This is a genomic window from Streptomyces lycii, assembly GCF_009735685.1.
In the GTDB taxonomy this organism is placed as follows: Bacteria; Actinomycetota; Actinomycetes; order Streptomycetales; family Streptomycetaceae; genus Streptomyces; species Streptomyces lycii.
This window is the reverse complement of the sequence record NZ_WHPN01000300.1, coordinates 36399-60990: the sequence shown is the minus strand read 5'-3', so window position 1 is coordinate 60990 and position 24592 is coordinate 36399. Positions and strand designations below refer to the sequence as shown.

The window sequence follows — 24592 nt, the reverse complement described above, 5'->3', positions numbered from 1 at the left end:
GCGGTTCAGCGTGTAATGTCTTCATCGCTCGCCCCAATAGCTCAGTCGGCAGAGCGTCTCCATGGTAAGGAGAAGGTCTACGGTTCGATTCCGTATTGGGGCTCTGATGTGGGAACAATCCGCCCGCCCGGGCGGGTTGTGATCATATCGAAGCGGTGTAGCTCAGTCGGTAGAGCAAGCGGCTCATAATCGCTGTGTCACCGGTTCAAGTCCGGTCACCGCTACTAACAGTAGCCGATTGCAGGCTAGGTCCTTCGATCGGCTACTCTTTCTGCGTTCATCCCCTCTGTCCGTCAAGGAGCACTCACGTGGCTGCCACCGACGTCCGCCCGAAGATCACGCTGGCCTGCGTGGAGTGCAAGGAGCGGAACTACATCACCAAGAAGAACCGGCGCAACAACCCGGACCGTCTTGAGATGAAGAAGCACTGCCCGCGCTGCAACTCGCACACCGCGCACCGCGAGACGCGATAACAACAGGCTCGTTCATGAGGCCGTCCCCCACAGCGGGGGCGGCCTCGTGGCGTTGCGGGCCGGGTCCGCCGCCCGGCTCCTCCGGTCCCGCCGGGGCCCCGACCAGCCAGCTCCTTCCAGGAGGTGCCGAGCAGATGCCGCTTGACCAGTCCTTCGTCGGCCGGGTCTATCCGCCGACCCCGCCCTACGAGGTGGGCCGCGAGAAGATCCGGGAGTTCGCCGAGGCGGTCGGTGACGCCAATCCGGCGTACACCGACCCGGAGGCGGCCAAGGCGTTCGGGCATCCCGACGTCATCGCCCCGCCGACCTTCGTCTTCGCGATCGCCTTCAAGGCGGCCGGGCAGGTCGTCGACGACCCGCAGCTGGGCCTGGACTACAGCCGGGTCGTCCACGGCGACCAGCGCTTCGTCCACACCCGGCCGGTCCGGGCCGGCGACCGGCTGTCGGTGACCACCTCGATCGAGTCGGTCAAGTCGCTCGCCGGGAACGACGTCCTCGAAGTCCGCGGCGAGGTGTACGAGGAGTCCGGCGAACACGTGGTGACCACGTACATCAAGCTGGTGGCGCGCGCCCCCGAGAAGGAGAGCTGACATGGCGGCGGTCATTGCGTACGACGACGTGGCGGTCGGCACCGAACTGCCCGCGCAGAGCTTCCCGGTGACCCGCGACACCCTCGTGCGTTACGCGGGCGCCTCCGGGGACTTCAACCCGATCCACTGGAACGAGCGGTTCGCCAGGGAGGTGGGACTGCCCGACGTCATCGCGCACGGCATGTTCACCATGGCCTCGGCCGTCCGCGTCGTCACCGACTGGACCGGCGACCCGGGGGCCGTCGTGGAGTACGGGGTGCGCTTCACCAAGCCGGTCGTCGTCCCGGACGACGGCACGGGCGCCCTGATCGAGGTGTCCGCCAAGGTCGCGGCCAAGCTCGACGACGCGGCACGCACCGTACGGGTCGACCTGACGGCGACCAGCGCGGGCCAGAAGGTGCTCGGCATGTCCCGGGCCGTCGTCCGGCTGGCGTGACCGCCGGAGCGTTCCGCGGGGGCCCGGGGCGTCGCCGCCCCGGGCCGCACGCGCCGTAGGCTGGCTCCGTGCAGGAACTCCACGACGCCCCTCTCGCCCCGCTCACCACCTTCCGGCTCGGCGGACCGGCCGGCCGGCTGGTCACCGCCACGACGGACGACGAGGTGATCGCCACCGTCCGCGAGGCCGACGCCGAGGGCACCCCGCTGCTCGTGATCGGCGGCGGCAGCAACCTCGTCATCTCCGACAAGGGCTTCGAGGGCACCGCGCTGCGCATCGCCACCGAGGGTTTCGACCTGGCCGGCACCCGGCTGGAGCTGGCCGCGGGCGAGAACTGGTCCGACGCGGTGGCCCGCACCGTCTCCGCCGGACTGGCCGGGATCGAGTGCCTGGCCGGAATCCCCGGCTCCGCCGGTGCGACGCCGATCCAGAACGTCGGCGCGTACGGCCAGGAGGTCTCCTCCGTCATCACCGAGGTCGTCGCCTACGACCGGCGGGCCGGCGAGGTCGTCACCCTGCCGAACGCCGACTGCGGCTTCTCGTACCGCCACAGCCGCTTCAAGGCCGATCCGGACCGCCATGTGGTGCTCCGCGTCCGGTTCGGGCTGGAGGACGCGGGCGGGCTGTCCGCGCCGATCCGGTACGCCGAGACCGCCCGCACCCTCGGTGTCGAGCCCGGTGAACGGGTCGCCGCCGCCCAGGCCCGGGAAACCGTGCTGAAGCTGCGCGCGGGCAAGGGCATGGTGCTGGACCCGGAGGATCACGACACCTGGTCGGCGGGCTCCTTCTTCACCAACCCGGTGCTCGGCCCCGACGAGCACACCGCCTTCCTGGCCCGCGCCGCGGAACGCCTGGGCCCGGACGTCGCGCCACCCGCGTACCCGGCGGGGGAGGGGCGCGTGAAGGTCTCCGCGGCCTGGCTCATCGACAAGGCAGGCTTCACCAAGGGCTACGGCACCGGGCCCGCCAGGATCTCCGGCAAGCACACCCTGGCGCTCACCAACCGCGGCTCGGCCACCACCGAGGACCTCCTCGCCCTCGCCCGCGAGGTCCGCGACGGGGTCCGAGGCGCCTTCGGGGTGACGCTGGTCAACGAGCCGGTGACGGTGGGGGTCAGCCTGTAGCGGGCACCGGCCGGGCGGCCGGTGGCTGATGGCCGCACGGGCGGCCGGTGGCTGATGGCCACCGGCGGCTGGTTCTTCGCTCCCGCCCGCGCGCCCCCGTCCGCCACCACCACCGCCTCGTCCGCGGTCACCGCTCTGCCTGCCGTCACCGCCTCGTCCGCCCCGGGCCCGTGCCCGTATCCGCGTGCGGACCCCCGCCGCCCGCCGCCCGCCGTCAGTACGCGACACCCACCGTCCGCCCGACCGTCGCCGGGTCGTCCAGCACCGCCAGCATCGCGTGCGCCAGGTCCGCCCGGGAGATCGTGCCGCCGCGGGGGACGATCGCGCCGACCGCCGTCCGGTAGACACCGGTGACCGGCTTGTCCGTCAGCTTGGGCGGCCGCACCACCGTCCACGCGGTGCCGCTGCGGCGGATCTCCTCCTCCATCGCCGCCAGGTCCGTGTAGACCGGCCGCAGCACCGCGCCGACGAGCGGCCGGACGATCATCCGGTTCGGCAGGCTCTCCCCGGCCGGAGTCGGCCCCACGGGGGCCGCGCTGATCGCCACGAACCGGCTGACCCCGGTACCGGCCAGCGCGGTCAGGATGTGCCGTGCCGCCGTGTGCGCGATGCCGGCGCGGGCCTCCTTGACGCTGCGGACGCCGACGCCCGACAGCACCGCGTCGCTCCCCTCGAAGGCCGGACGCAGCGCCTCCGCGTCGGCCAGGTCCGGGACGGTCGTCGTGCGCAGCCCGGGACGGTCGCCGACCGCCAGCCGCGCCGGGTCGCGCACCACCGCTGTGACCTGGTGCCCGCTGTCCAGCGCCTGCTGGACCACGTGTCGGCCGGTGCCGCCGGTGGCACCGAGGACCGTGAGTTTCACGACTGCCTCCCCATTGGGTGGGTAAGTATTCACTCACCGATAGAGTGAGTGTTCACTCACCTCGCGTCAAGCGCCCTCGGAGCCGCCATGCAGTCCACCCGCGCCCGCATCCTCGAAGCCGCCCACCAGCTGCTGCGCACCGCCGGGCTGGCCCGGACGACGACCAAGGAGATCGCGCGCGCCGCGGGTTGCTCGGAGGCCGCGCTCTACAAGCACTTCTCCGGCAAGGAGGAGATCTTCGTCCGGGTCTTCCAGGAGCGGCTGCCCCGGCTCGGCCCGCTGCTGGCCGAACTGACCGAGCGCCCCGGCGAGGGCGACCTGGAGGAGAACCTCACCGAGATCGCCCGGCGCGCCGCCCGGTTCTACGAGTCCAGCGTGCCGATCGCCGCCTCGCTGTACGCGGAGCCCGCGCTGCTCAAGCGGCACCGGGAGGGCGTACGGAAAGCGGGCGGCGGCCCGCGCACGCCGGTCGACGCGCTGGCGCGCTACCTCCGGGCGGAGCGCGACGCGGGACGCGTGCGCCCCGACGCGGATCCGGACGCGGCCGCGTCGCTGCTGCTGGGCGCGTGCTCCCAGCGGGTGTTCCTGCTGGACCCGGACGGCGACCCGGGGGAGCCGCTGGAGGAGTTCGCCCGCAGGATGGCCCGCGCCGTGCTGCACGGCGTCGGCTGACCCGGCGGCAGCCGCGCCGGGCGCCAAGCCGGAACAACCCGCGGCCGCCGTGCCGACGGGAGGGGGCGGGCCCCGGAGGAGGGGACTTCCCGAGCCCCGCGCCCCGCGCCCCGAGCCCTCAGCCCCGGGCGGCCGGCGGGCCGGGGACCGGAGCCGCCAGCCAGGCGTCGATGTCCGCCAGCATCCCCCGCCGCACGTCCTCCGGCGCCCGGGAGCCCCGTACCGACTGCCGGGCCAGCTCCGCCAGCTCCGCGTCCGTGAAACCGTGTGAGACCCGTGCCAGCTCGTACTGCGCGGCCAGCCGTGAGCCGAACAGCAGCGGGTCGTCCGCGCCGAGGGCCATCGGGACGCCCGCGTCGTACAGCACCCGCAGCGGAACGTCCTCCGGCTTCTCGTACACGCCGAGGGCCACGTTCGAGGCCGGGCAGACCTCGCAGGTCACCCCGCGCTCGGCCAGCCGTTGCAGCAGCCGCGGGTCCTCCGCCGCCCGCACCCCGTGGCCCACCCGCTCGGCGCCCAGATCGTCCAGGCAGTCCCGGACGCTGCCGGGACCGGCCAGCTCGCCGCCGTGCGGGGCGGCCAGCAGACCGCCGTCCCGGGCGATGGCGAACGCGCGGTCGAAGTCGCGTGCGAATCCGCGCCGCTCGTCGTTCGACAGCCCGAAGCCGATCACCCCGCGGTCGGCGTACCGCACCGCGAGCCGCGCCAGCGTGCGGGCGTCCAGCGGGTGTTTCATCCGGTTCGCCGCGACGAGCACCCGTATCCCGATCCCGGTGTCCCGGGAGGCCGAGTCCACCGCGTCCAGGATGATCTCCATGGCCGGGATGAGCCCGCCGAGCCGCGGGGCGTACGAGGTCGGGTCGACCTGGATCTCCAGCCACCGCGACCCGTCCGCGGCGTCCTCCTGCGCCGCCTCCCGCACCAGCCGCTGGATGTCCTCGGCGGTCCGCAGACAGGACCGGGCGATGTCGTAGAGCCGCTGGAAACGGAACCAGCCGCGCTCGTCGGTCGCGCGCAGCTTGGGCGGGGCGCCGCCGCTGAGCGCGTCCGGCAGGTGCACACCGTGCTTGTCGGCGAGTTCGAGCAGGGTGCCGGGCCGCATCGAGCCGGTGAAGTGCAGATGCAGATGGGCCTTCGGCAGCAGGCTGACATCGCGCACGGCGCGGTCGGACGTACGGGAGTGCGGTCGGTGTCCGCCGGGAGACGTCAACATCCCAAGATCCTGCCGCATGAGCGGACCGGCCCGGTAGTGGGTTCCCGGAAGGAGGGGCGGCCCGAATGTCTTTCCGGAGGCTTTCGCTCCGGCCGGAGCCCGGACGCGCCGCGGGCGCACCCCGGGGGCGCCCGCAGGCGTCCCGGAGTGCGCCCGGTGAACACGGCGCCGACGGTAGACATGGCGCCGACGGTGAACACGGCGCGCCCGGTGACACGGCGCGCCCGCGTGCCGGGCGTCGTTACGCGCGCGCCTCGCCCAGCAGCTTCTGCAGCCGGGACACGCCCTCGGCGAGGTCCTCGTCACCCAGCGCGTACGAGAGCCGCAGATAGCCCGGGGTGCCGAAGGCCTCGCCCGGCACGACCGCGACCTCGGCCTCCTCCAGGATCACCTCGGCCAGCTCGACGCTGCTCCGCGGCCGCCTGCCCCGGATCTCCTTGCCGAGCAGGCCCTTGACCGACGGGTACGCGTAGAAGGCGCCCTCGGGCTCCGGGCAGTCCACACCGTCGATCTCGTTGAGCATCCGCACGATCGTGCGGCGCCGCCGGTCGAAAGCCTCGCGCATCTTCGCGACGGCCTCCAGGTCACCGGAGACGGCCGCGAGCGCGGCGGCCTGGGCGACGTTGGAGACGTTCGAGGTGGCGTGCGACTGGAGGTTCGTCGCGGCCTTGACGACGTCCTTCGGGCCGATGATCCAGCCGACGCGCCAGCCGGTCATGGCGTACGTCTTGGCCACGCCGTTGACGACGACGCACTTCTCGCGCAGCTCCGGCACGGCGGCCGGCAGCGAGGAGAACTCCGCGTCGCCGTAGACCAGGTGCTCGTAGATCTCGTCGGTCAGCACCCACAGGCCGTGCTCGGCGGCCCAGCGGCCGATCTCCTCGACCTGTGCGCGGCTGTAGACGGCACCCGTCGGGTTGGACGGCGAGACGAACACCAGGACCTTGGTGTTCTCGGTCCGCGCGGCCTCCAGCTGCTCGACGGAGACCCGGTAACCGGTGGTCTCGTCGGCGACGACGTCCACCGGGACACCGCCGGCCAGCCGGATCGACTCCGGGTAGGTCGTCCAGTACGGGGCCGGGACGATGACCTCGTCGCCCGGGTCGAGGATCGCGGCGAACGCCTCGTAGATCGCCTGCTTGCCGCCGTTGGTCACCAGGATCTGGGACGCCTCGACCTCGTAACCGGAGTCACGGCGGGTCTTCTCGACGATGGCGGCCTTGAGCTCGGGCAGGCCGCCCGCCGGGGTGTAGCGGTGGAACTTCGGGTTGCGGCAGGCCTCGACCGCCGCCTCGACGATGTAGTCGGGCGTCGGGAAGTCGGGCTCACCCGCGCCGAAGCCGATCACCGGGCGGCCGGCCGCCTTGAGGGCCTTCGCCTTGGCGTCGACGGCGAGCGTCGCCGACTCGGAGATCGCGCCGACGCGGGCGGAGACCCTGCGGTCGGCGGCGGACTGTGCGGAAGGGGTTGCAGCGGTCATGGGGGCATCGTCCCAGACGGCCCGCCTCCGCGGCACGTGTGTTCCGGCACGCGGCCGGCCGGGACGCCCGGCGCCCTCCGGCGGGCCGGTGCGGGCCTCCGCGGACGCATCCTGTTCGACGCCCGGCCGCGGAACACGTACACTCACTCGTCGTTGGCCTCCGACGGCCGTCTCCACCTGTGCACTCCATGCAGCAGGCCGGATGCGGTAGGTTGGAGGGCACCACCAAGGGTCGTAGCTCAATTGGAAGAGCACTGGTCTCCAAAACCAGCGGTTGGGGGTTCAAGTCCCTCCGGCCCTGCTACACGCATCTTCGCCAGGATGTGTGCGCATGTACGTACTGCAATGCACCGCCGTGCGGCTCCACCGGGCGCGGCACGGCCACGACCCGGGATCAGGTGAGGACGAGTGACGGACGCCCTGGGCTCCATCGACACGCCTGAGAGCGGTCGGTCCGACGGCGACGGCGAAGATCCGCCGAAGAAGAAGACTCGGCGCGGCGGAGGCGGCAAGCGCGGCAAGAAGGGCCCTCTGGGCCGTCTCGCGCTGTTCTACCGCCAGATCGTGGCGGAGCTCCGGAAAGTCGTCTGGCCGTCGCGCAATCAGCTCACGACGTACACCACTGTGGTGATCATCTTCGTTGTCATCATGATCGGTCTCGTGACCGTGATGGACTATGGATTCGGCGAAGTCGTCAAGTACGTTTTCGGCTGATGCCCGCGTCGGACGCCGCACCAGACGACCGTCCGACGCATGTTCGACCCCTTAAAGCCAGGAAGAAGCAGCCACAGTGTCTGACCCGAACCTGAACGACGCCATCGAGCCCGAGCAGGGTGAAGAGGCTGCTGCGACGGCCGAGCCGGCCGGAGCTGCACCGGAGACGGTCGGCGACAGCACCGCGGAGAGCACCGCCGAGGGGGCGGACGAGACCGGCGACGACACCGGGACGGACGAGGCGGGGGCCGCGGAGGCCGCCGACGAGGAGTCCGGTGACGCCGGTGCCGAGGAGTCCGGCGAGGCCGGTGAGGGCGCCGGGGCGGCAGCCGAGGAGCAGGCGCCCGAGTCCGACCCGGTCGAGGAGCTCCGCCGTGAGCTGCGCCTCCTGCCCGGCGAGTGGTATGTCATCCACACCTACGCGGGCTACGAGAAGCGCGTGAAGGCGAACCTGGAGCAGCGCGCCGTATCGCTCAACGTCGAGGACTTCATCTACCAGGCCGAGGTGCCCGAGGAAGAGATCGTCCAGATCAAGAACGGCGAGCGGAAGAACGTCCGGCAGAACAAGCTGCCCGGCTACGTGCTGGTGCGCATGGACCTGACGAACGAGTCCTGGGGCGTCGTCCGGAACACCCCGGGCGTCACCGGCTTCGTGGGCAACGCCTACGACCCGTACCCGCTGACCCTGGACGAGATCGTCAAGATGCTCGCCCCGGAGGCCGAGGAGAAGGCCGCCAAGGCCGCCGCCGACGAGGCGGGCGTCCCGGCGCCGAGCCGCAAGGTCGAGGTCCAGGTGCTGGACTTCGAGGTCGGCGACTCGGTCACCGTCACCGACGGGCCGTTCGCCACCCTCCAGGCGACGATCAACGAGATCAACGCCGACTCGAAGAAGGTCAAGGGCCTGGTCGAGATCTTCGGCCGCGAGACCCCGGTCGAGCTGAGCTTCGACCAGATCCAGAAGAACTAGCGCTTGCGGCGGGCCGGACACCGGCGCCGCCGCCAGGACCTCCGGGCAGGTCGGAACGGCNGAAAGCCGTTCCGACCTGCCCGGTTTTTGGCCGCACCGCCATACCCGTTATCGTGGTGCGGTATGCCTCCATCCGGATGATCCGGACCGGAGGCGGAAACCTCTCACTAGGACCCGGAGAGAGCAATGCCTCCCAAGAAGAAGAAGGTCACGGGGCTGATCAAGCTCCAGATCCAGGCCGGTGCCGCGAACCCGGCCCCGCCGGTCGGCCCCGCGCTGGGCCAGCACGGCGTCAACATCATGGAGTTCTGCAAGGCCTACAACGCCGCGACCGAGTCGCAGCGCGGCATGGTCGTGCCGGTGGAGATCACGGTCTACGAGGACCGCTCCTTCACCTTCGTGACCAAGACTCCGCCGGCCGCGAAGCTGATCCTCAAGGCCGCGGGCGTGGACAAGGGCTCCGGCGAGCCGCACGTCAAGAAGGTCGCGAAGATCACCCGCGACCAGGTCCGGGACATCGCCACCACCAAAATGCCCGACCTGAACGCCAACGACCTGGACGCCGCCGAGAAGATCATCGCCGGCACCGCCCGCTCGATGGGTGTCACGGTCGAGGGCTGAGCCCCGCCTCCGGTCGAGGGCCACCTCGCACCGTCACCGTGGCTGCCACAGCCACCGTGGGAGGGCCGGCGCGGCCCGCACCACGACTCCACAGAACTCAAGGAGCAGCAGTGAAGCGCAGCAAGACTCTCCGCGCTGCGGACGCCAAGGTCGACGCCACCAAGGCGTACGCACCGCTCGAGGCCGTCCGTCTCGCCAAGGAGACCACCACGACCAAGTTCGACGCGACCGTCGAGGTCGCCATGCGCCTGGGTGTCGACCCGCGCAAGGCCGACCAGATGGTCCGCGGCACCGTGAACCTCCCGCACGGCACCGGTAAGACCGCCCGGGTCCTGGTCTTCGCGACCGGTGACCGTGCTGCGGCCGCGGAGGCCGCGGGCGCCGACATCGTCGGCTCCGACGAACTGATCGACGAGGTCTCCAAGGGCCGTCTGGACTTCGACGCCGTCGTCGCCACCCCGGACCTGATGGGCAAGGTCGGCCGCCTCGGCCGCGTGCTCGGTCCGCGTGGTCTGATGCCGAACCCGAAGACCGGCACCGTCACCCCGGACGTGGCCAAGGCCGTGACCGAGATCAAGGGTGGCAAGATCGAGTTCCGTGTCGACAAGCACGCGAACCTGCACTTCATCATCGGCAAGGTCTCGTTCGACGAGAAGCAGCTGGTGGAGAACTACGGCGCCGCGCTCGAGGAGATCAACCGCCTCAAGCCGTCCGCCGCGAAGGGCCGCTACATCAAGAAGGCGACCCTGACCACGACGATGGGCCCCGGCATCCAGCTGGACGCCAACCGCACCCGCAACCTCCTCGCCGAGGAGGACCCGGCCGCCGTCTGACCTTCGGGCAGCAGCCGCAGGAGCCGCACGAGCCGGGCCCGCATCCCCGTCGGGGGGGTGCGGGCCCGGCTCGCGTCATGGACGGACGGGAGGCGGCAGGAGGCGGCAGGAGGCGGCAGGATCGGTGGGAGGCGCAGGACCGGCAGGTGCAGCCGTACGGCATGCGCGTCGGGGCACGGCGGTGGCCGGGCGGGGCGGCACGGCCGGCTGCCGGGACAGCGGGTACGGGCGGGACGGGACAGGGCGCGTCGGGGCGGCGGGAACGGCAGCAGCGGGGGCGGCGGGCCCGGGCACGTCCGGCAGGCACCGGGGCGTGTCCGGCGGGACCGGGCAGGTGTGGTGGGACCGGGCAGGTCTCGTGGGACCGGCCGATTTGGATTGCGGTGACACGTTCGCGTAAGCTGTGCCGGTAGCCAAAGACCGCTGGTCGTTGCTGTGCGCCCCCGGGTGCGCAGTGGCCGAAGGATCCGCTTCCGCGGACGGCCCGTGCAGGTGAATGTGGATGAACTCCCGTGACGGACCCCCGGGTCCGGCCGGTCGAGTCACGCCCCGTGCGCCTGCGCAGGGGCGTTTCGTTTTTGTTGAGCCCCCTTCTTCGTGTGCCCGATGCGGGCGGTCCGGCGACGTGTGCGACCGGTCGCGAGACCGGTCGAGGACCATCACCCGGAAGGAGGCCGAGGCTCATGGCGAGTGCCGACAAGGTTGCCGCCGTCGAGGAGATCAAGGACAAGTTCCAGAACTCCAACGCGGCCGTTGTGACCGCGTACACCGGTCTCACCGTGGCACAGCTCAAGGAGCTGCGCCGTTCGCTCGGTGAGAACGCTCAGTACCGTGTGGTGAAGAACACGCTGACCAAGATCGCGGCCAATGACGCCGGGATCAGCGAGCTGGACGACCTGTTCACCGGGTCGTCGGCCGTGGCCTTCGTGACCGGAGACCCGGTCGAGGCGGCCAAGGGTCTGCGTGACTTCGCCAAGGAGAACCCCGCTCTTGTCATCAAGGGCGGCATCGTCGACGGCGCCAAGTACGACGCCGACGAACTGAAGAAGCTTGCGGACCTCGAGTCCCGCGAGGTGCTGCTCGCCAAGCTGGCCGGCGGCATGAAGGCGTCCATGGCCAAGGCCGCGGCGACCTTCCAGGCGCCGCTCACGAAGTTCGTCCGTACCGCGGACGCGCTTCGCGACCAGCGCGAGCAGGGCGGTGCCGGTACGCCGGCTCCCGCCGAGGCCGAGTCCGCCGAGTAATCGGGCGCGACCCGGTCCAGCGGGCCCGAGTACGCCCGCCGACATGTACATCCGGCACCTGCCGAATTAGTGGAAGGACGCCATCATGGCGAAGCTGTCCCAGGACGAGCTGCTCGAGCAGTTCAGCGAGATGACCCTCATCGAGCTCTCCGAGTTCGTGAAGGCCTTCGAGGAGAAGTTCGACGTCGAGGCCGCCGCTCCGGCCGCCGTCGCCGTCGCCCCGGGCGCCCAGGGTGGTGCTCCGGCCGAGGCCGCCGCCGAGCAGGACGAGTTCGACGTCGTCCTGACCGGCGCCGGTGACAAGAAGATCCAGGTCATCAAGGTCGTGCGTGAGCTGACCTCGCTGGGTCTGAAGGAGGCCAAGGACCTCGTCGACGGCACCCCGAAGCCGGTCCTCGAGAAGGTCGCCAAGGAGGCCGCGGACAAGGCTGCCGAGTCCCTCAAGGCCGCCGGCGCCTCCGTCGAGGTCAAGTGACACCGGTGAACTGACCGGGCCCGTCCCGCGCCCTCGCGGCGCGTGCGGCCCAGCAGCTCCCACCGAGGGCGATCACCCGCATGGGTGGTCGCCCTCGGGCGTTTCCGGAGCGGGTGTCCTTGTCTTGTCGGTCCCGGCGGGTAGGGTGATCACCGCTGGTCCGGCGGCTGCCGTCGGCGATCGCAAGTGATCGCAGGCGATCTCCATGAGCTTGGGGGGCCTTGACGAACGGCACGCAGCGCGCAATCTTAAGGACGCGTCGTCAACATCGTTCCAAGGTTCGGTGCATGGGGATGCATGGTTCGCGGGCGAAGCGGGCAGTATCGATATGCGCTCGGCGGCGCGTGGATCGATGAGCGCCCGGCGGCGTGAGGATCGGTATGCGCGTGGCAGCGCGCGACCCGTTCGCGGGCTCGAAGAAGGCAGTGAAGAACAACGAGGCGCGGCCCCTCTCCGAGGCGGCGGCCGCAGCCTCCCGGAGGGAGAGAGTGGTACTGCGCCGGTCTCCGGAATCCCCTTCTGGACATCAGTGTGCCAAGTGGCTACACTGACCCTTTGCGCTGCCTGTTAGCTGCCCTCTGCCCGTCACCAGGGGCATGACCCGTTTCCGTGCACTGCTGAAGATGTCTCTGACCAGGGATTTTCCTTCAGCCTCTCGCGTGTGAGACGGGGCCGGTACGCGCGTAGTGAGTCCGAGCCCTCGGAAGGACCCCCTCTTGGCCGCCTCGCGCAACGCCTCGACCGCCAATACGAACAACGGCGCCAGCACTGCCCCGCTGCGCATCTCCTTTGCAAAGATCAAGGAGCCCCTCGAGGTTCCGAACCTCCTGGCGCTGCAAACCGAGAGCTTCGACTGGCTGCTCGGCAACGCCGCCTGGAAGGCTCGTGTCGAGTCGGCCCTGGACAGTGGACAGGACGTCCCCACCAAGTCCGGTCTGGAGGAGATCTTCGAAGAGATCTCCCCGATCGAGGACTTCTCCGGGTCGATGTCGCTGACCTTCCGCGACCACCGCTTCGAGCCGCCGAAGAACTCCCTCGACGAGTGCAAGGAGCGCGACTTCACGTACGCGGCCCCGCTCTTCGTCACCGCCGAGTTCACCAACAACGAGACCGGCGAGATCAAGTCCCAGACGGTCTTCATGGGCGACTTCCCGCTCATGACCGACAAGGGCACCTTCTGCATCAACGGCACCGAGCGTGTCGTCGTCACGCAGCTCGTCCGCTCGCCGGGCGTCTACTTCGACAGCTCCATCGACAAGACGTCCGACAAGGACATCTACTCCGCCAAGGTCATCCCGTCCCGGGGTGCCTGGCTGGAGATGGAGATCGACAAGCGCGACATGGTCGGTGTCCGCATCGACCGCAAGCGCAAGCAGTCCGTCACCGTGCTGCTCAAGGCGCTCGGCTGGACCACCGAGCAGATCCTCGAGGAGTTCGGCGAGTACGAGTCCATGCGCGCCACCCTGGAGAAGGACCACACCCAGGGCCAGGACGACGCGCTGCTGGACATCTACCGCAAGCTCCGTCCGGGCGAGCCCCCGACGCGCGAGGCCGCGCAGACCCTGCTCGAGAACCTCTACTTCAACCCGAAGCGCTACGACCTCGCCAAGGTCGGCCGCTACAAGGTGAACAAGAAGCTCGGCGGGGACGCGCCGCTCGACGCCGGTGTGCTCACCACCGAGGACGTCATCGCGACCATCAAGTACCTGGTCAAGCTGCACGCCGGCGAGACGGAGACGGTCAGCGGCGAAGGCCAGACGATCGTCATCGAGACCGACGACATCGACCACTTCGGCAACCGCCGCCTGCGCAACGTCGGCGAGCTGATCCAGAACCAGGTCCGCACCGGCCTGGCGCGCATGGAGCGGGTCGTCCGTGAGCGGATGACGACGCAGGACGTCGAGGCGATCACGCCACAGACGCTGATCAACATCCGGCCGGTCGTCGCCTCCATCAAGGAGTTCTTCGGCACCAGCCAGCTGTCCCAGTTCATGGACCAGACGAACCCGCTCTCCGGGCTCACCCACAAGCGCCGCCTCAACGCGCTGGGCCCGGGTGGTCTGAGCCGTGAGCGGGCCGGCTTCGAGGTCCGTGACGTGCACCCCTCGCACTACGGCCGGATGTGCCCGATCGAGACGCCGGAAGGACCGAACATCGGTCTGATCGGCTCGCTCGCCTCGTACGGCCGGGTGAACCCCTTCGGTTTCGTCGAGACCCCGTACCGCCGCGTCACGAACGGTGTCGTCACCGACGAGGTCGACTACCTGACCGCCGACGAGGAGGACCGCTTCGTCATCGCGCAGGCCAACGCGCCGCTGACCGAGGACATGCGGTTCGCCGAGGAGCGGGTGCTGATCCGCCGCCGCGGCGGCGAGGTCGACCTGATCCCCGGCGACGACGTGGACTACATGGACGTCTCGCCGCGCCAGATGGTGTCGGTCGCGACCGCCATGATCCCCTTCCTGGAGCACGACGACGCCAACCGCGCGCTCATGGGCTCCAACATGATGCGCCAGGCGGTGCCGCTGCTGAAGGCGGAGGCCCCGCTGGTCGGCACCGGCATGGAGTACCGCTGCGCGGTCGACGCCGGTGACGTCATCAAGGCCGAGAAGGAGGGCGTGGTCCAGGAGGTCTCCGCGGACTACGTCACCGTCGCCAACGACGACGGCACCTACACCACCTACCGGGTGGCGAAGTTCTCCCGCTCGAACCAGGGCACGTCCTTCAACCAGAAGGTCGTCGTCGACGAGGGCGCGCGGGTCGTCGAGGGCCAGGTCCTCGCCGACGGGCCGTCCACCGAAGAGGGCGAGATGGCCCTCGGCAAGAACCTCCTCGTGGCGTTCATGCCGTGGGAGGGCCACAACTACGAAGACGCGATCATCCTCAGCCAGCGGCTGGTGCAGGACGACGTCCTCTCCTCGATCCACATCGAGGAGCACGAGGTCGACGCCCGTGACACCAAGCTCGGCCCCGAGGAGATCACCCGGGACATCCCGAACGTCTCCGAGGAGGTCCTCGCCGACCTCGACGAGCGCGGCATCATCCGCATCGGTGCCGAGGTCGTCGCCGGTGACATCCTGGTCGGCAAGGTCACCCCGAAGGGTGAGACCGAGCTGACCCCGGAGGAGCGGCTGCTCCGCGCGATCTTCGGCGAGAAGGCGCGCGAGGTCCGTGACACCTCGCTGAAGGTGCCGCACGGCGAGACCGGCAAGGTCATCGGCGTCCGCGTCTTCGACCGCGAGGAGGGCGACGAGCTTCCCCCCGGCGTCAACCAGCTGGTCCGCGTCTACGTGGCCCAGAAGCGGAAGATCACCGACGGTGACAAGCTCGCCGGCCGGCACGGCAACAAGGGCGTCATCTCCAAGATCCTGCCGGTCGAGGACATGCCGTTCCTGGAGGACGGCACCCCGGTCGACATCATCCTCAACCCGCTCGGCGTCCCGTCCCGGATGAACCCGGGACAGGTCCTCGAGATCCACCTCGGCTGGCTCGCCAGCCAGGGCTGGAGGGTCGAGGGCGAAGAGGACTGGATGAACCGCCTGAAGACCATCGGCGCCGACCACGTCGAGCCGGGCACCAACGTCGCCACCCCGGTGTTCGACGGTGCCCGCGAGGACGAGATCGCCGGTCTCTTCGAGTCCACGATCCCGAACCGCGACGGCGACCGCATGGTGCAGCCGTCCGGCAAGGCGAACCTGTTCGACGGCCGCTCCGGCGAGCCGTTCCCCGAGCCGATCTCGGTCGGCTACATGTACATCCTCAAGCTCCACCACCTGGTCGACGACAAGCTGCACGCCCGGTCGACCGGTCCGTACTCGATGATCACCCAGCAGCCGCTGGGTGGTAAGGCCCAGTTCGGTGGCCAGCGCTTCGGTGAGATGGAGGTGTGGGCGCTGGAGGCGTACGGCGCCGCTTACGCCCTCCAGGAGCTGCTGACCATCAAGTCCGACGACGTCACCGGCCGCGTGAAGGTCTACGAGGCCATCGTCAAGGGCGAGAACATCCCCGAGCCCGGCATTCCGGAGTCCTTCAAGGTGCTCATCAAGGAAATGCAGTCCCTCTGCCTCAACGTGGAGGTGCTGTCCTCGGACGGCATGTCCATCGAGATGCGTGACACCGACGAGGACGTCTTCCGCGCCGCGGAGGAGCTCGGTATCGACCTGTCCCGGCGCGAGCCGAGCAGCGTCGAAGAGGTCTGACGGTTCGGCCGGGGCCCCGTCGTCACCACGAGACGCGGCCCCGGTCAGCCCGGACCGTACAGACCACGATGAAGACACAGCCGCCGCCGGGACGCCCCCCTCGGCAGCGGCGACAAACCCCGAAAGAGGGATTGACGACAAGTGCTCGACGTCAACTTCTTCGACGAGCTGCGGATCGGCCTGGCTACCGCTGACGACATCCGTCAGTGGTCGCACGGTGAGGTCAAGAAGCCGGAGACCATCAACTACCGCACCCTCAAGCCCGAGAAGGACGGACTCTTCTGCGAGAAGATCTTCGGTCCGACCCGGGACTGGGAGTGCTACTGCGGAAAGTACAAGCGCGTCCGCTTCAAGGGCATCATCTGTGAGCGCTGCGGCGTCGAGGTGACCCGCGCCAAGGTGCGCCGTGAGCGGATGGGCCACATCGAGCTGGCCGCCCCCGTCACCCACATCTGGTACTTCAAGGGCGTCCCGTCCCGGCTGGGCTACCTGCTGGACCTCGCCCCGAAGGACCTCGAGAAGGTCATCTACTTCGCCGCGTACATGATCACGTACGTGGACGAGGAGCGCCGCACCCGCGACCTGCCCTCGCTGGAGACGCACGTCTCCGTCGAGCGCCAGCAGATCGAGCAGCGCCGCGACGCCGACCTGGAGGCCCGGGCCAAGAAGCTCGAGACCGACCTGGCCGAGCTGGAGGCCGAGGGTGCCAAGGCCGACGTGCGCCGCAAGGTGCGCGAGGGCGCCGAGCGTGAGATGAAGCAGCTGCGCGACCGCGCGCAGCGCGAGATCGACCGCCTCGACGAGGTGTGGAACCGGTTCAAGAACCTCAAGGTCCAGGACCTGGAGGGCGACGAGCTGCTCTACCGCGAGCTGCGGGACCGCTTCGGCACCTACTTCGACGGCTCGATGGGTGCCGCGGCGCTGCAGAAGCGCCTGGAGACCTTCGACCTCGACGAGGAGGCCGAGCGCCTCCGCGAGATCATCCGGACCGGCAAGGGCCAGAAGAAGACCCGTGCGCTCAAGCGCCTCAAGGTCGTCTCCGCCTTCCTGCAGACCCGCAACAGCCCCAAGGGCATGGTGCTGGACTGCGTCCCGGTGATCCCGCCGGACCTGCGTCCGATGGTGCAGCTGGACGGTGGCCGCTTCGCGACCTCCGACCTGAACGACCTGTACCGCCGTGTCATCAACCGGAACAACCGCCTGAAGCGGCTTCTCGACCTCGGCGCGCCCGAGATCATCGTGAACAACGAGAAGCGCATGCTCCAGGAGGCCGTCGACGCGCTCTTCGACAACGGCCGCCGCGGCCGCCCGGTGACGGGCCCCGGCAACCGTCCGCTGAAGTCGCTGTCCGACATGCTCAAGGGCAAGCAGGGCCGCTTCCGGCAGAACCTGCTCGGCAAGCGCGTCGACTACTCGGCCCGTTCCGTGATCGTCGTCGGCCCGCAGCTCAAGCTGCACCAGTGCGGTCTGCCGAAGGCCATGGCGCTGGAGCTGTTCAAGCCGTTCGTGATGAAGCGCCTGGTGGACCTCAACCACGCGCAGAACATCAAGTCGGCGAAGCGCATGGTCGAGCGCGGCCGCACGGTCGTGTACGACGTGCTGGAAGAGGTCATCGCCGAGCACCCGGTGCTGCTGAACCGTGCGCCGACCCTGCACCGCCTCGGCATCCAGGCCTTCGAGCCGCAGCTGGTCGAGGGCAAGGCCATTCAGATCCACCCGCTCGTCTGCACTGCGTTCAACGCGGACTTCGACGGTGACCAGATGGCCGTGCACCTGCCGCTGTCCGCGGAGGCGCAGGCCGAGGCCCGCATCCTGATGCTGTCCTCGAACAACATCCTCAAGCCGGCCGACGGCCGTCCGGTCACCATGCCGACGCAGGACATGGTGCTGGGCCTGTTCTTCCTCACCACCGACGAGGCGGAGCGCGAGGTCGTCGGAGAGGGCCGTTCGTTCGGCTCCACCGCCGAGGCGATCATGGCGTTCGACGCCCGGGAGCTGTCGCTCCAGGCGAAGGTCGACATCCGCTTCCCGGTGGGCACCGTTCCGCCGCGGGGCTGGACCCCGCCGGCCGGTGAGGGCGAGGCCGGAGACGGCGCGACGGCCGGGGGGAGTGACTGGCAGCTGGGTGACGGCTTCCGGCTCCGTACGACCCTGGGCCGGGCGCTCTTCAACGAGCTGCTGCCCGAGGACTACCCGTTCGTCGACTACTCGGTGGGCAAGAAGCAGCTCTCCGAGATCGTCAACGACCTGGCCGAGCGCTACCCCAAGGTGACCGTGGCGGCGACGCTCGACAACCTGAAGGCCGCCGGCTTCCACTGGGCCACCCGTTCGGGTGTCACCGTGGCCGTCTCCGACATCGTCGTCCCCGAGGCCAAGAAGGCCATCATCGAGGGCTACGAGTCGCAGGACGAGAAGGTCCAGAAGCAGTACGAGCGCGGTCTGATCACCAAGGACGAGCGCACGCAGGAGCTCATCGCGATCTGGACCAAGGCGACCAACGAGGTCGCCGAGGCGATGAACGTGAACTTCCCGAAGACCAACCCCATCTTCATGATGGTCAACTCGGGCGCTCGCGGAAACATGATGCAGATGCGTCAGATCGCCGGCATGCGTGGTCTGGTGTCCAACGCGAAGAACGAGACCATCCCGCGGCCGATCAAGGCGTCGTTCCGCGAGGGTCTCTCCGTGCTGGAGTACTTCATCTCCACGCACGGTGCCCGTAAGGGTCTCGCGGACACCGCCCTGCGGACCGCCGACTCGGGTTACCTCACCCGTCGTCTGGTGGACGTCTCGCAGGACGTGATCATCCGCGAGGAGGACTGCGGCACCGAGCGCGGCCTCAAGCTGGTCATCGCGTCCAAGGGCGCGGACGGTGTGCTCCGCAAGGCGGAGGACGTCGAGACGAGCGTGTACGCGCGGATGCTCGCCGAGGACGTCGTCGTGGACGGCAAGGTCATCGCGCCGGCCAACGTCGACCTGGGCGATGTGCTCATCGACCAGCTCGTCGCGCACGGTGTGGAGACGGTCAAGACCCGTTCCGTCCTCACCTGTGAGTCCGCGGTCGGCACCTGCGCCTACTGCTACGGCCGCTCCCTGGCCACCGGCAAGCTGGTGGACATCGGCGAGGCCGTCGGCATCATCGCGGCGCAGTCCATCGGTGAGCCCGGCACCCAGCTGACGATGCGTACCTTCCACACCGGTGGTGTGGCGGGTGACGACATCACGCAGGGTCTGCCGCGTGTCGTCGAACTCTTCGAGGCCCGTACCCCCAAGGGTGTGGCCCCGATCAGCGAGTCGGCCGGCCGGGTCCGCATCGAGGAGACCGAGAAGACGAAGAAGATCGTCGTCACCCCCGACGACGGCTCCGACGAGACCGCGTACGCGATCTCGAAGCGGGCCCGTCTGCTGGTGGGCGAGGGCGACCACGTCGCGGTCGGCCAGCCGCTGACCGTGGGTGCCACCAACCCGCACGACGTGCTGCGGATCCTCGGCCAGCGCGCCGTCCAGGTGCACCTGGTCGGCGAGGTGCAGAAGGTCTACAACAGCCAGGGCGTGTCGATCCACGACAAGCACATCGAGATCATCATCCGGCAGATGCTGCGCCGGGTGACGATCATCGAGTCCGGCGACGCGGAGCTGCTGCCGGGCGAGCTGGTGGAGCGTACGAAGTTCGAGGGCGAGAACCGTCGCGTGGTGCAGGAAGGCGGCCACCCGGCCTCCGGCCGGCCGCAGCTGATGGGTATCACCAAGGCTTCGCTCGCCACCGAGTCGTGGCTGTCGGCGGCGTCCTTCCAGGAGACGACCCGGGTGCTCACCGACGCGGCGATCAACGCCAAGTCGGACTCCCTGATCGGCCTCAAGGAGAACGTCATCATCGGCAAGCTCATCCCGGCCGGTACGGGCCTGTCCCGCTACCGCAACATCCGGGTGGAGCCCACCGAGGAGGCGAAGGCCGCGATGTACTCGGCCGTCGGTTACGACGACATCGACTACTCGCCCTTCGGCACCGGCTCCGGCCAGGCGGTCCCGCTGGAGGACTACGACTACGGTCCGTACAACCAGTAAGGCGCCGCGGGGCCCGTCCGGGCCCGGCAGCCGCTCACAGGGCGGCCATCCCTCCGGGGGTGGCCGCCCTGCGGCGTACACGGCCCTGCGGCGTACACGGCCCTGCGGCGTACGCGCCCCTGCGGCGTACACGGCGTACGCGGCGTACATGGCGTACGTGGCGTGCCGCGCGGCGGCAGAACGGGGCGGCGGCAGCACGACAACGGTCCGGGGCGGCGGGCCGGTCCGTGACGGCGGCGCGGAGCGCCCACGGCGGCCGGTGTGAGCGGCCCGGCGCGGCGGTGCGCGGGCCGGCCGGGGCGGTGGCGCGGTCCGCCCCGGGCGGTGGTGGCGGAGTGCCCCGGGCGGCGGTCCGGGCCGTCCCGGCGGGGCGCGAAGCGGCATTCCTGTACCAAATTGGTCCCGGAACTCTCCGGGCACGCCGAACGTCGGACATGATGGGTGGGGAACGACGGCGGGGAGGTCGTGCAGGTGTCATTCCAGGCCTGGCAGGGCGACAGGGGCGGACAGCCCGTGCAGCACCCTCAGATGTCGATGATGCGCGCCTCGAACGCCGACCGGGAGCGCGCGGTGGACGTCCTCAAGGCGGGATTCGCCGAGGGACGGTTGTCCCAGGGGGAGTACGAGCAGCGGCTCGGACGGGCGTATCAGGCGCAGACGCACGGCCAGTTGCAGGCGATCGTCGCCGATCTGCCGCAGGGGCCGGTGCCGCAGCCGGTCCCGCAGGCGCAGGCCGTGCTGCCGGTGCCGCAGACCTTCATGCCCGCGCCGCTCCCGCCGCCGACCAACGGCTCCGCCACCGGCGCCCTGGTGTGCGGCATCCTGTCCCCGATGACCTGGGGCCTGACGGCCGTCCCGGCGGTGATCCTGGGCCACAAGGCCCGCGCCGAGATCCGCAGGACCGGGGAGAGCGGCGAGGGGCTGGCGCTCGCGGGGCTGATCATCGGCTGGCTGAGCATCGCCTTCGGCGTGGCGATCGTCCTGATCGTGACGGCCGCCGCGGCCGCGGGAAGCAGCTGAGGAAGCGCTCCCCGGGAGAGCGGGGAGCGGGCGGGCGGACCACCGGGAAAGGGCCGGGCGGCCGCCGCGGCGGACGGCCCGGGCGGACGCGGGGCCCGGAGTGGCACGGCGTGTCCTACGCGTGTGCATTTGTTTTGACCGGAGCCCATGCGGTAGGTACGCTCTGACCTTGTGCCTGGGGTGTCCCTGGGCTCCCGCGCGCCAATCTTCCCCGGTTTTCCGGCCGGGAAGAAGAAGAGCCGCTCGGGCGCCGGAGACCGTTACGGTCCGCGACACCGAATTCTGTGCCTTCCCCGCCTCGCGGGGAGTCTGCAGCCTTCGACACACCCGACCGCGTGGGTCGGGCCGTGGTCCGGATCTGTACGAAAAATCCCAGGTTAGCTTTACCGAGACGGCACACAGAAACCGGAGAAACGGTGCCTACGATCCAGCAGCTGGTCCGGAAGGGCCGGCAGGACAAGGTCGAGAAGAACAAGACGCCGGCACTCGAGGGTTCCCCTCAGCGTCGCGGCGTCTGCACGCGTGTGTTCACCACCACCCCGAAGAAGCCGAACTCGGCGCTGCGGAAGGTCGCACGTGTGCGCCTGACCAGCGGCATCGAGGTCACCGCTTACATCCCGGGTGAGGGACACAACCTGCAGGAGCACTCCATCGTGCTCGTGCGTGGCGGCCGTGTGAAGGACCTGCCGGGTGTTCGCTACAAGATCATCCGCGGTTCGCTCGACACCCAGGGTGTCAAGAACCGCAAGCAGGCCCGCAGCCGCTACGGCGCCAAGAAGGAGAAGTAAGAATGCCTCGTAAGGGCCCCGCCCCGAAGCGCCCGGTCATCATCGACCCGGTCTACGGTTCTCCTCTTGTCACGTCGCTCATCAACAAGGTGCTGCTGAACGGCAAGCGTTCCACCGCCGAGCGCATCGTCTACGGCGCCATGGAGGGCCTCCGCGAGAAGACCGGCAACGACCCGGTCATCACGCTGAAGCGCGCGCTGGAGAACATCAAGCCGTCCCTGGAGGTCAAGAGCCGCCGTGTCGGTGGCGCCACCTACCAGGTCCCGGTCGAGGTCAAGCCCGGCCGTGCCTCCACCCTCGCGCTGCGCTGGCTCGTGGGTTACTCCCGCGCCCGCCGCGAGAAGACCATGACCGAGCGCCTGATGAACGAGCTGCTGGACGCCAGCAACGGTCTGGGCGCCTCCGTCAAGCGTCGCGAGGACACCCACAAGATGGCCGAGTCCAACAAGGCCTTCGCGCACTACCGCTGGTAGTCGCTACCCACATCGAGACCGAGAGAAGACTGAGCCATATGGCCACCACTTCACTTGACCTGGCCAAGGTCCGCAACATCGGGATCATGGCCCACATCGACGCGGGCAAGACGACCACCACCGAGCGGATCCTGTTCTACACCGGTGTGAGCTACAAGATCGGTGAGGTCCACGAGGGCGCTGCCACGATGGACTGGATGGAGCAGGAGCAGGAGCGCGGCATCACCATCACGTCCGCCGCGACGACCTGCCACTGGCCGCTGGACGACGTCGACCACACCATCAACATCATCGACACCCCCGGGCACGTCGACTTCACCGTCGAGGTGGAGCGTTCGCTCCGCGTGCTCGACGGTGCCGTGACGGTGTTCGACGGCGTCGCCGGTGTGGAGCCGCAGTCCGAGACCGTGTGGCGTCAGGCGGACCGCTACGGCGTGCCGCGCATCTGCTTCGTCAACAAGCTGGACCGTACCGGTGCCGAGTTCCACCGCTGCGTCGACATGATCGTCGACCGCCTCGGTGCGGTGCCGCTGGTCATGCAGCTGCCGATCGGTGCCGAAGCCGACTTCAAGGGCGTGGTCGACCTCGTCCAGATGAAGGCTCTGGTCTGGTCCGCCGAGGCGTCCAAGGGCGAGATGTACGACGTCGTCGACATCCCGGACACGCACGCCGAGGCCGCCGAGGAGTGGCGCGGCAAGCTGCTCGAGACCGTCGCCGAGCACGACGAAGAGATGATGGAGATGTACCTGGAGGGCCAGGAGCCCACCCAGGAGCAGCTCATGGCCGCGATCCGTCGCGCCACCATCGCCTCGACGCACACCGAGAACGAGGGTCAGCCGACCTTCACCCCGGTGTTCTGCGGCACCGCGTTCAAGAACAAGGGCGTGCAGCCCCTGCTCGACGCGGTCGTGCGGTACCTGCCCTCCCCCCTGGACGTCGAGGCCATCGAGGGCACCGACGTCAAGGACCAGGAAAAGGTCATCCAGCGCAAGCCGAGCGAGGACGAGCCGTTCGCCGGTCTCGCCTTCAAGATCATGAGCGACCCCCACCTGGGCAAGCTCACCTACGTCCGCGTGTACTCCGGCCGCATGGAGACCGGCACCTCGGTGCTGAACTCCGTGAAGGGCAAGAAGGAGCGCATCGGCAAGATCTACCGCATGCACGCGAACAAGCGTGAGGAGATCTCGGGTGTGGGTGCCGGCGACATCGTCGCCGTCATGGGCCTGAAGCAGACCACGACCGGTGAGACGCTGTGCGACGAGAAGTCGCCGGTCATCCTGGAGTCCATGGACTTCCCGGCCCCGGTCATCGAGGTCGCGATCGAGCCCAACTCCAAGGGCGACCAGGAGAAGCTGGGTGTCGCCATCCAGCGGCTCGCGGAGGAGGACCCCTCCTTCCAGGTGCACACCAACGAGGAGACCGGCCAGACCGTCATCGGCGGCATGGGCGAGCTTCACCTCGAGGTGCTGGTCGACCGCATGAAGCGGGAATTCAAGGTCGCGGCCAACGTCGGCAAGCCGCAGGTCGCGTACCGCGAGACCATCCGCAAGTCGGTCGAGAAGGTCGAGTACACGCACAAGAAGCAGACTGGCGGTACCGGCCAGTTCGCCAAGGTGCAGATCGCGATCGAGCCCCTGGTCGACGCCGAGGGCGGCGCCACCTATGAGTTCGTCAACAAGGTCACCGGTGGCCGCGTGCCGAAGGAGTACATCCCTTCGGTCGACGCGGGCGCGCAGGAGGCCATGCAGTTCGGCATTCTGGCCGGCTACGAGATGACCGGCGTTCGCGTCACCCTTCTCGACGGCCAGTACCACGACGTGGACTCCTCGGAGCTCGCGTTCAAGATCGCCGGATCGCAGGCGTTCAAGGAGGCCGCCCGCAAGGCCGGCCCCGTGCTTCTCGAGCCGCTGATGGCCGTCGAGGTCACCACGCCCGAGGACTACATGGGTGATGTCATCGGCGACCTGAACTCGCGTCGTGGCCAGGTCCAGGCGATGGAGGAGCGCTCCGGCGCCCGCGTCGTCAAGGCCCTGGTGCCGCTGTCGGAGATGTTCGGCTACGTCGGTGACCTGCGCAGCAAGACCTCTGGTCGTGCGGCCTACTCCATGCAGTTCGACTCCTACGGTGAGGTTCCGCGGAACGTCGCCGAGGAGATCATCGCGAAGGCCAAGGGCGAGTAGCACCATGCTGCTCAGCCATTAGGCTGGAGCAAAGGCTTCGGGTTCTCCGTCGCGGACCGTCACGGTTCGCGGCGGGACCCCGCAGCCGGCCCCCAAGCGAATACGGCCAAGGGCATCCCCTCGGGGTCCTGGTCGGTTCGGTAAGACCACCTGAACCCATCCG

Annotated in this window: 20 protein-coding genes and 3 tRNA genes; 20 read left to right on the top strand and 3 right to left on the bottom strand. The window is 69.4% G+C overall.

Annotated elements, in window-relative coordinates; translation table 11 throughout:
* The first annotated feature begins 30 nt into the window (after nucleotides 1–30).
* The 6 genes from GCU69_RS17600 to GCU69_RS17575 all read left to right on the top strand — a co-directional run bounded on the left by GCU69_RS17600 (nucleotide 31) and on the right by GCU69_RS17575 (nucleotide 2623).
* A tRNA-Thr gene (locus GCU69_RS17600) sits at nucleotides 31–103 on the top strand.
* A 48-nt stretch (nucleotides 104–151) separates the two neighbouring features.
* Nucleotides 152–224, top strand: a tRNA-Met gene (locus tag GCU69_RS17595).
* 84 nt (nucleotides 225–308) lie between these two features.
* Entirely contained in the window at nucleotides 309–473 is a 165-nt protein-coding gene (rpmG, locus tag GCU69_RS17590) for a 50S ribosomal protein L33 (protein WP_003956487.1), read from the top strand.
* A 134-nt stretch (nucleotides 474–607) separates the two neighbouring features.
* Nucleotides 608–1063 (top strand): MaoC family dehydratase N-terminal domain-containing protein, encoded by a 456-nt coding sequence (locus tag GCU69_RS17585; RefSeq protein WP_098753470.1) that lies wholly within the window; start codon nucleotides 608–610, stop codon nucleotides 1061–1063.
* Nucleotide 1064: 1 nt separating this feature from the next.
* Nucleotides 1065–1499 carry a MaoC family dehydratase gene (locus GCU69_RS17580; RefSeq protein ID WP_098753471.1) on the top strand — a complete coding sequence of 145 codons (435 nt, stop codon included), beginning with the start codon at nucleotides 1065–1067 and terminating at the stop codon, nucleotides 1497–1499.
* A gap of 68 nt (nucleotides 1500–1567) precedes the next feature.
* Nucleotides 1568–2623 carry a UDP-N-acetylmuramate dehydrogenase gene (locus GCU69_RS17575; protein WP_098753472.1) on the top strand — a complete coding sequence of 352 codons (1056 nt, stop codon included), beginning with the start codon at nucleotides 1568–1570 and terminating at the stop codon, nucleotides 2621–2623.
* A gap of 214 nt (nucleotides 2624–2837) precedes the next feature.
* Here the strand turns inward: GCU69_RS17575 and GCU69_RS17570 are convergent, their stop codons facing one another.
* Nucleotides 2838–3485 carry an NAD(P)-dependent oxidoreductase gene (locus GCU69_RS17570; protein WP_098753473.1) on the bottom strand — a complete coding sequence of 216 codons (648 nt, stop codon included), beginning with the start codon at nucleotides 3483–3485 and terminating at the stop codon, nucleotides 2838–2840.
* A gap of 87 nt (nucleotides 3486–3572) precedes the next feature.
* Here GCU69_RS17570 and GCU69_RS17565 point away from each other — a divergent pair, with 87 nt between their 5' ends.
* On the top strand, nucleotides 3573–4157 hold the full coding sequence (locus GCU69_RS17565; protein ID WP_098753474.1) for a TetR/AcrR family transcriptional regulator: 585 nt from the start codon (nucleotides 3573–3575) through the stop codon (nucleotides 4155–4157).
* Between the two features lie 118 nt (nucleotides 4158–4275).
* On the opposite strand, the gene GCU69_RS17560 is transcribed toward GCU69_RS17565, so the two are convergent.
* The gene (locus GCU69_RS17560; protein WP_098753475.1) at nucleotides 4276–5370 is read right to left on the bottom strand and encodes an adenosine deaminase; all 1095 of its coding nucleotides are present in this window, start codon (nucleotides 5368–5370) and stop codon (nucleotides 4276–4278) included.
* Between the two features lie 241 nt (nucleotides 5371–5611).
* Complete coding sequence (locus GCU69_RS17555) at nucleotides 5612–6850, bottom strand: pyridoxal phosphate-dependent aminotransferase (protein WP_156206579.1); 1239 nt, start codon at nucleotides 6848–6850, stop codon at nucleotides 5612–5614.
* 228 nt (nucleotides 6851–7078) lie between these two features.
* Here GCU69_RS17555 and GCU69_RS17550 point away from each other — a divergent pair.
* The 13 genes from GCU69_RS17550 to fusA all read left to right on the top strand — a co-directional run bounded on the left by GCU69_RS17550 (nucleotide 7079) and on the right by fusA (nucleotide 24429).
* Nucleotides 7079–7151, top strand: a tRNA-Trp gene (locus GCU69_RS17550).
* A 107-nt stretch (nucleotides 7152–7258) separates the two neighbouring features.
* Complete coding sequence (gene secE, locus GCU69_RS17545; RefSeq protein WP_098753477.1) at nucleotides 7259–7564, top strand: preprotein translocase subunit SecE; 306 nt, start codon at nucleotides 7259–7261, stop codon at nucleotides 7562–7564.
* A gap of 76 nt (nucleotides 7565–7640) precedes the next feature.
* Nucleotides 7641–8531: a transcription termination/antitermination protein NusG gene (nusG, locus tag GCU69_RS17540; protein WP_098753478.1), complete on the top strand. Its 891-nt coding sequence runs from the start codon at nucleotides 7641–7643 to the stop codon at nucleotides 8529–8531.
* 186 nt (nucleotides 8532–8717) lie between these two features.
* On the top strand, nucleotides 8718–9152 hold the full coding sequence (rplK, locus tag GCU69_RS17535; RefSeq protein WP_098753479.1) for a 50S ribosomal protein L11: 435 nt from the start codon (nucleotides 8718–8720) through the stop codon (nucleotides 9150–9152).
* A gap of 110 nt (nucleotides 9153–9262) precedes the next feature.
* On the top strand, nucleotides 9263–9985 hold the full coding sequence (gene rplA / locus GCU69_RS17530; RefSeq protein ID WP_098753480.1) for a 50S ribosomal protein L1: 723 nt from the start codon (nucleotides 9263–9265) through the stop codon (nucleotides 9983–9985).
* 683 nt (nucleotides 9986–10668) lie between these two features.
* Nucleotides 10669–11229 (top strand): 50S ribosomal protein L10, encoded by a 561-nt coding sequence (gene rplJ / locus GCU69_RS17525; RefSeq protein ID WP_098753488.1) that lies wholly within the window; start codon nucleotides 10669–10671, stop codon nucleotides 11227–11229.
* An 85-nt stretch (nucleotides 11230–11314) separates the two neighbouring features.
* Complete coding sequence (gene rplL / locus GCU69_RS17520; RefSeq protein WP_098753489.1) at nucleotides 11315–11704, top strand: 50S ribosomal protein L7/L12; 390 nt, start codon at nucleotides 11315–11317, stop codon at nucleotides 11702–11704.
* Between the two features lie 716 nt (nucleotides 11705–12420).
* Nucleotides 12421–15903, top strand: a complete 3483-nt coding sequence (gene rpoB, locus GCU69_RS17515; protein ID WP_098753490.1) for a DNA-directed RNA polymerase subunit beta — start codon at nucleotides 12421–12423, stop codon at nucleotides 15901–15903.
* Between the two features lie 141 nt (nucleotides 15904–16044).
* A complete protein-coding gene (locus GCU69_RS17510) occupies nucleotides 16045–19968 on the top strand; it encodes a DNA-directed RNA polymerase subunit beta' (RefSeq protein WP_098753491.1) in 3924 nt (1307 codons plus the stop codon).
* A gap of 537 nt (nucleotides 19969–20505) precedes the next feature.
* Nucleotides 20506–20988: a DUF1707 and DUF4190 domain-containing protein gene (locus GCU69_RS17505; RefSeq protein WP_098753532.1), complete on the top strand. Its 483-nt coding sequence runs from the start codon at nucleotides 20506–20508 to the stop codon at nucleotides 20986–20988.
* Nucleotides 20989–21404: 416 nt separating this feature from the next.
* The gene (gene rpsL, locus GCU69_RS17500) at nucleotides 21405–21776 is read left to right on the top strand and encodes a 30S ribosomal protein S12 (protein ID WP_003948652.1); all 372 of its coding nucleotides are present in this window, start codon (nucleotides 21405–21407) and stop codon (nucleotides 21774–21776) included.
* A 2-nt stretch (nucleotides 21777–21778) separates the two neighbouring features.
* Nucleotides 21779–22249 carry a 30S ribosomal protein S7 gene (gene rpsG / locus GCU69_RS17495; RefSeq protein ID WP_098753492.1) on the top strand — a complete coding sequence of 157 codons (471 nt, stop codon included), beginning with the start codon at nucleotides 21779–21781 and terminating at the stop codon, nucleotides 22247–22249.
* A 38-nt stretch (nucleotides 22250–22287) separates the two neighbouring features.
* Nucleotides 22288–24429, top strand: a complete 2142-nt coding sequence (gene fusA, locus GCU69_RS17490; RefSeq protein WP_098753493.1) for an elongation factor G — start codon at nucleotides 22288–22290, stop codon at nucleotides 24427–24429.
* The last annotated feature ends 163 nt before the right edge of the window (nucleotides 24430–24592 follow it).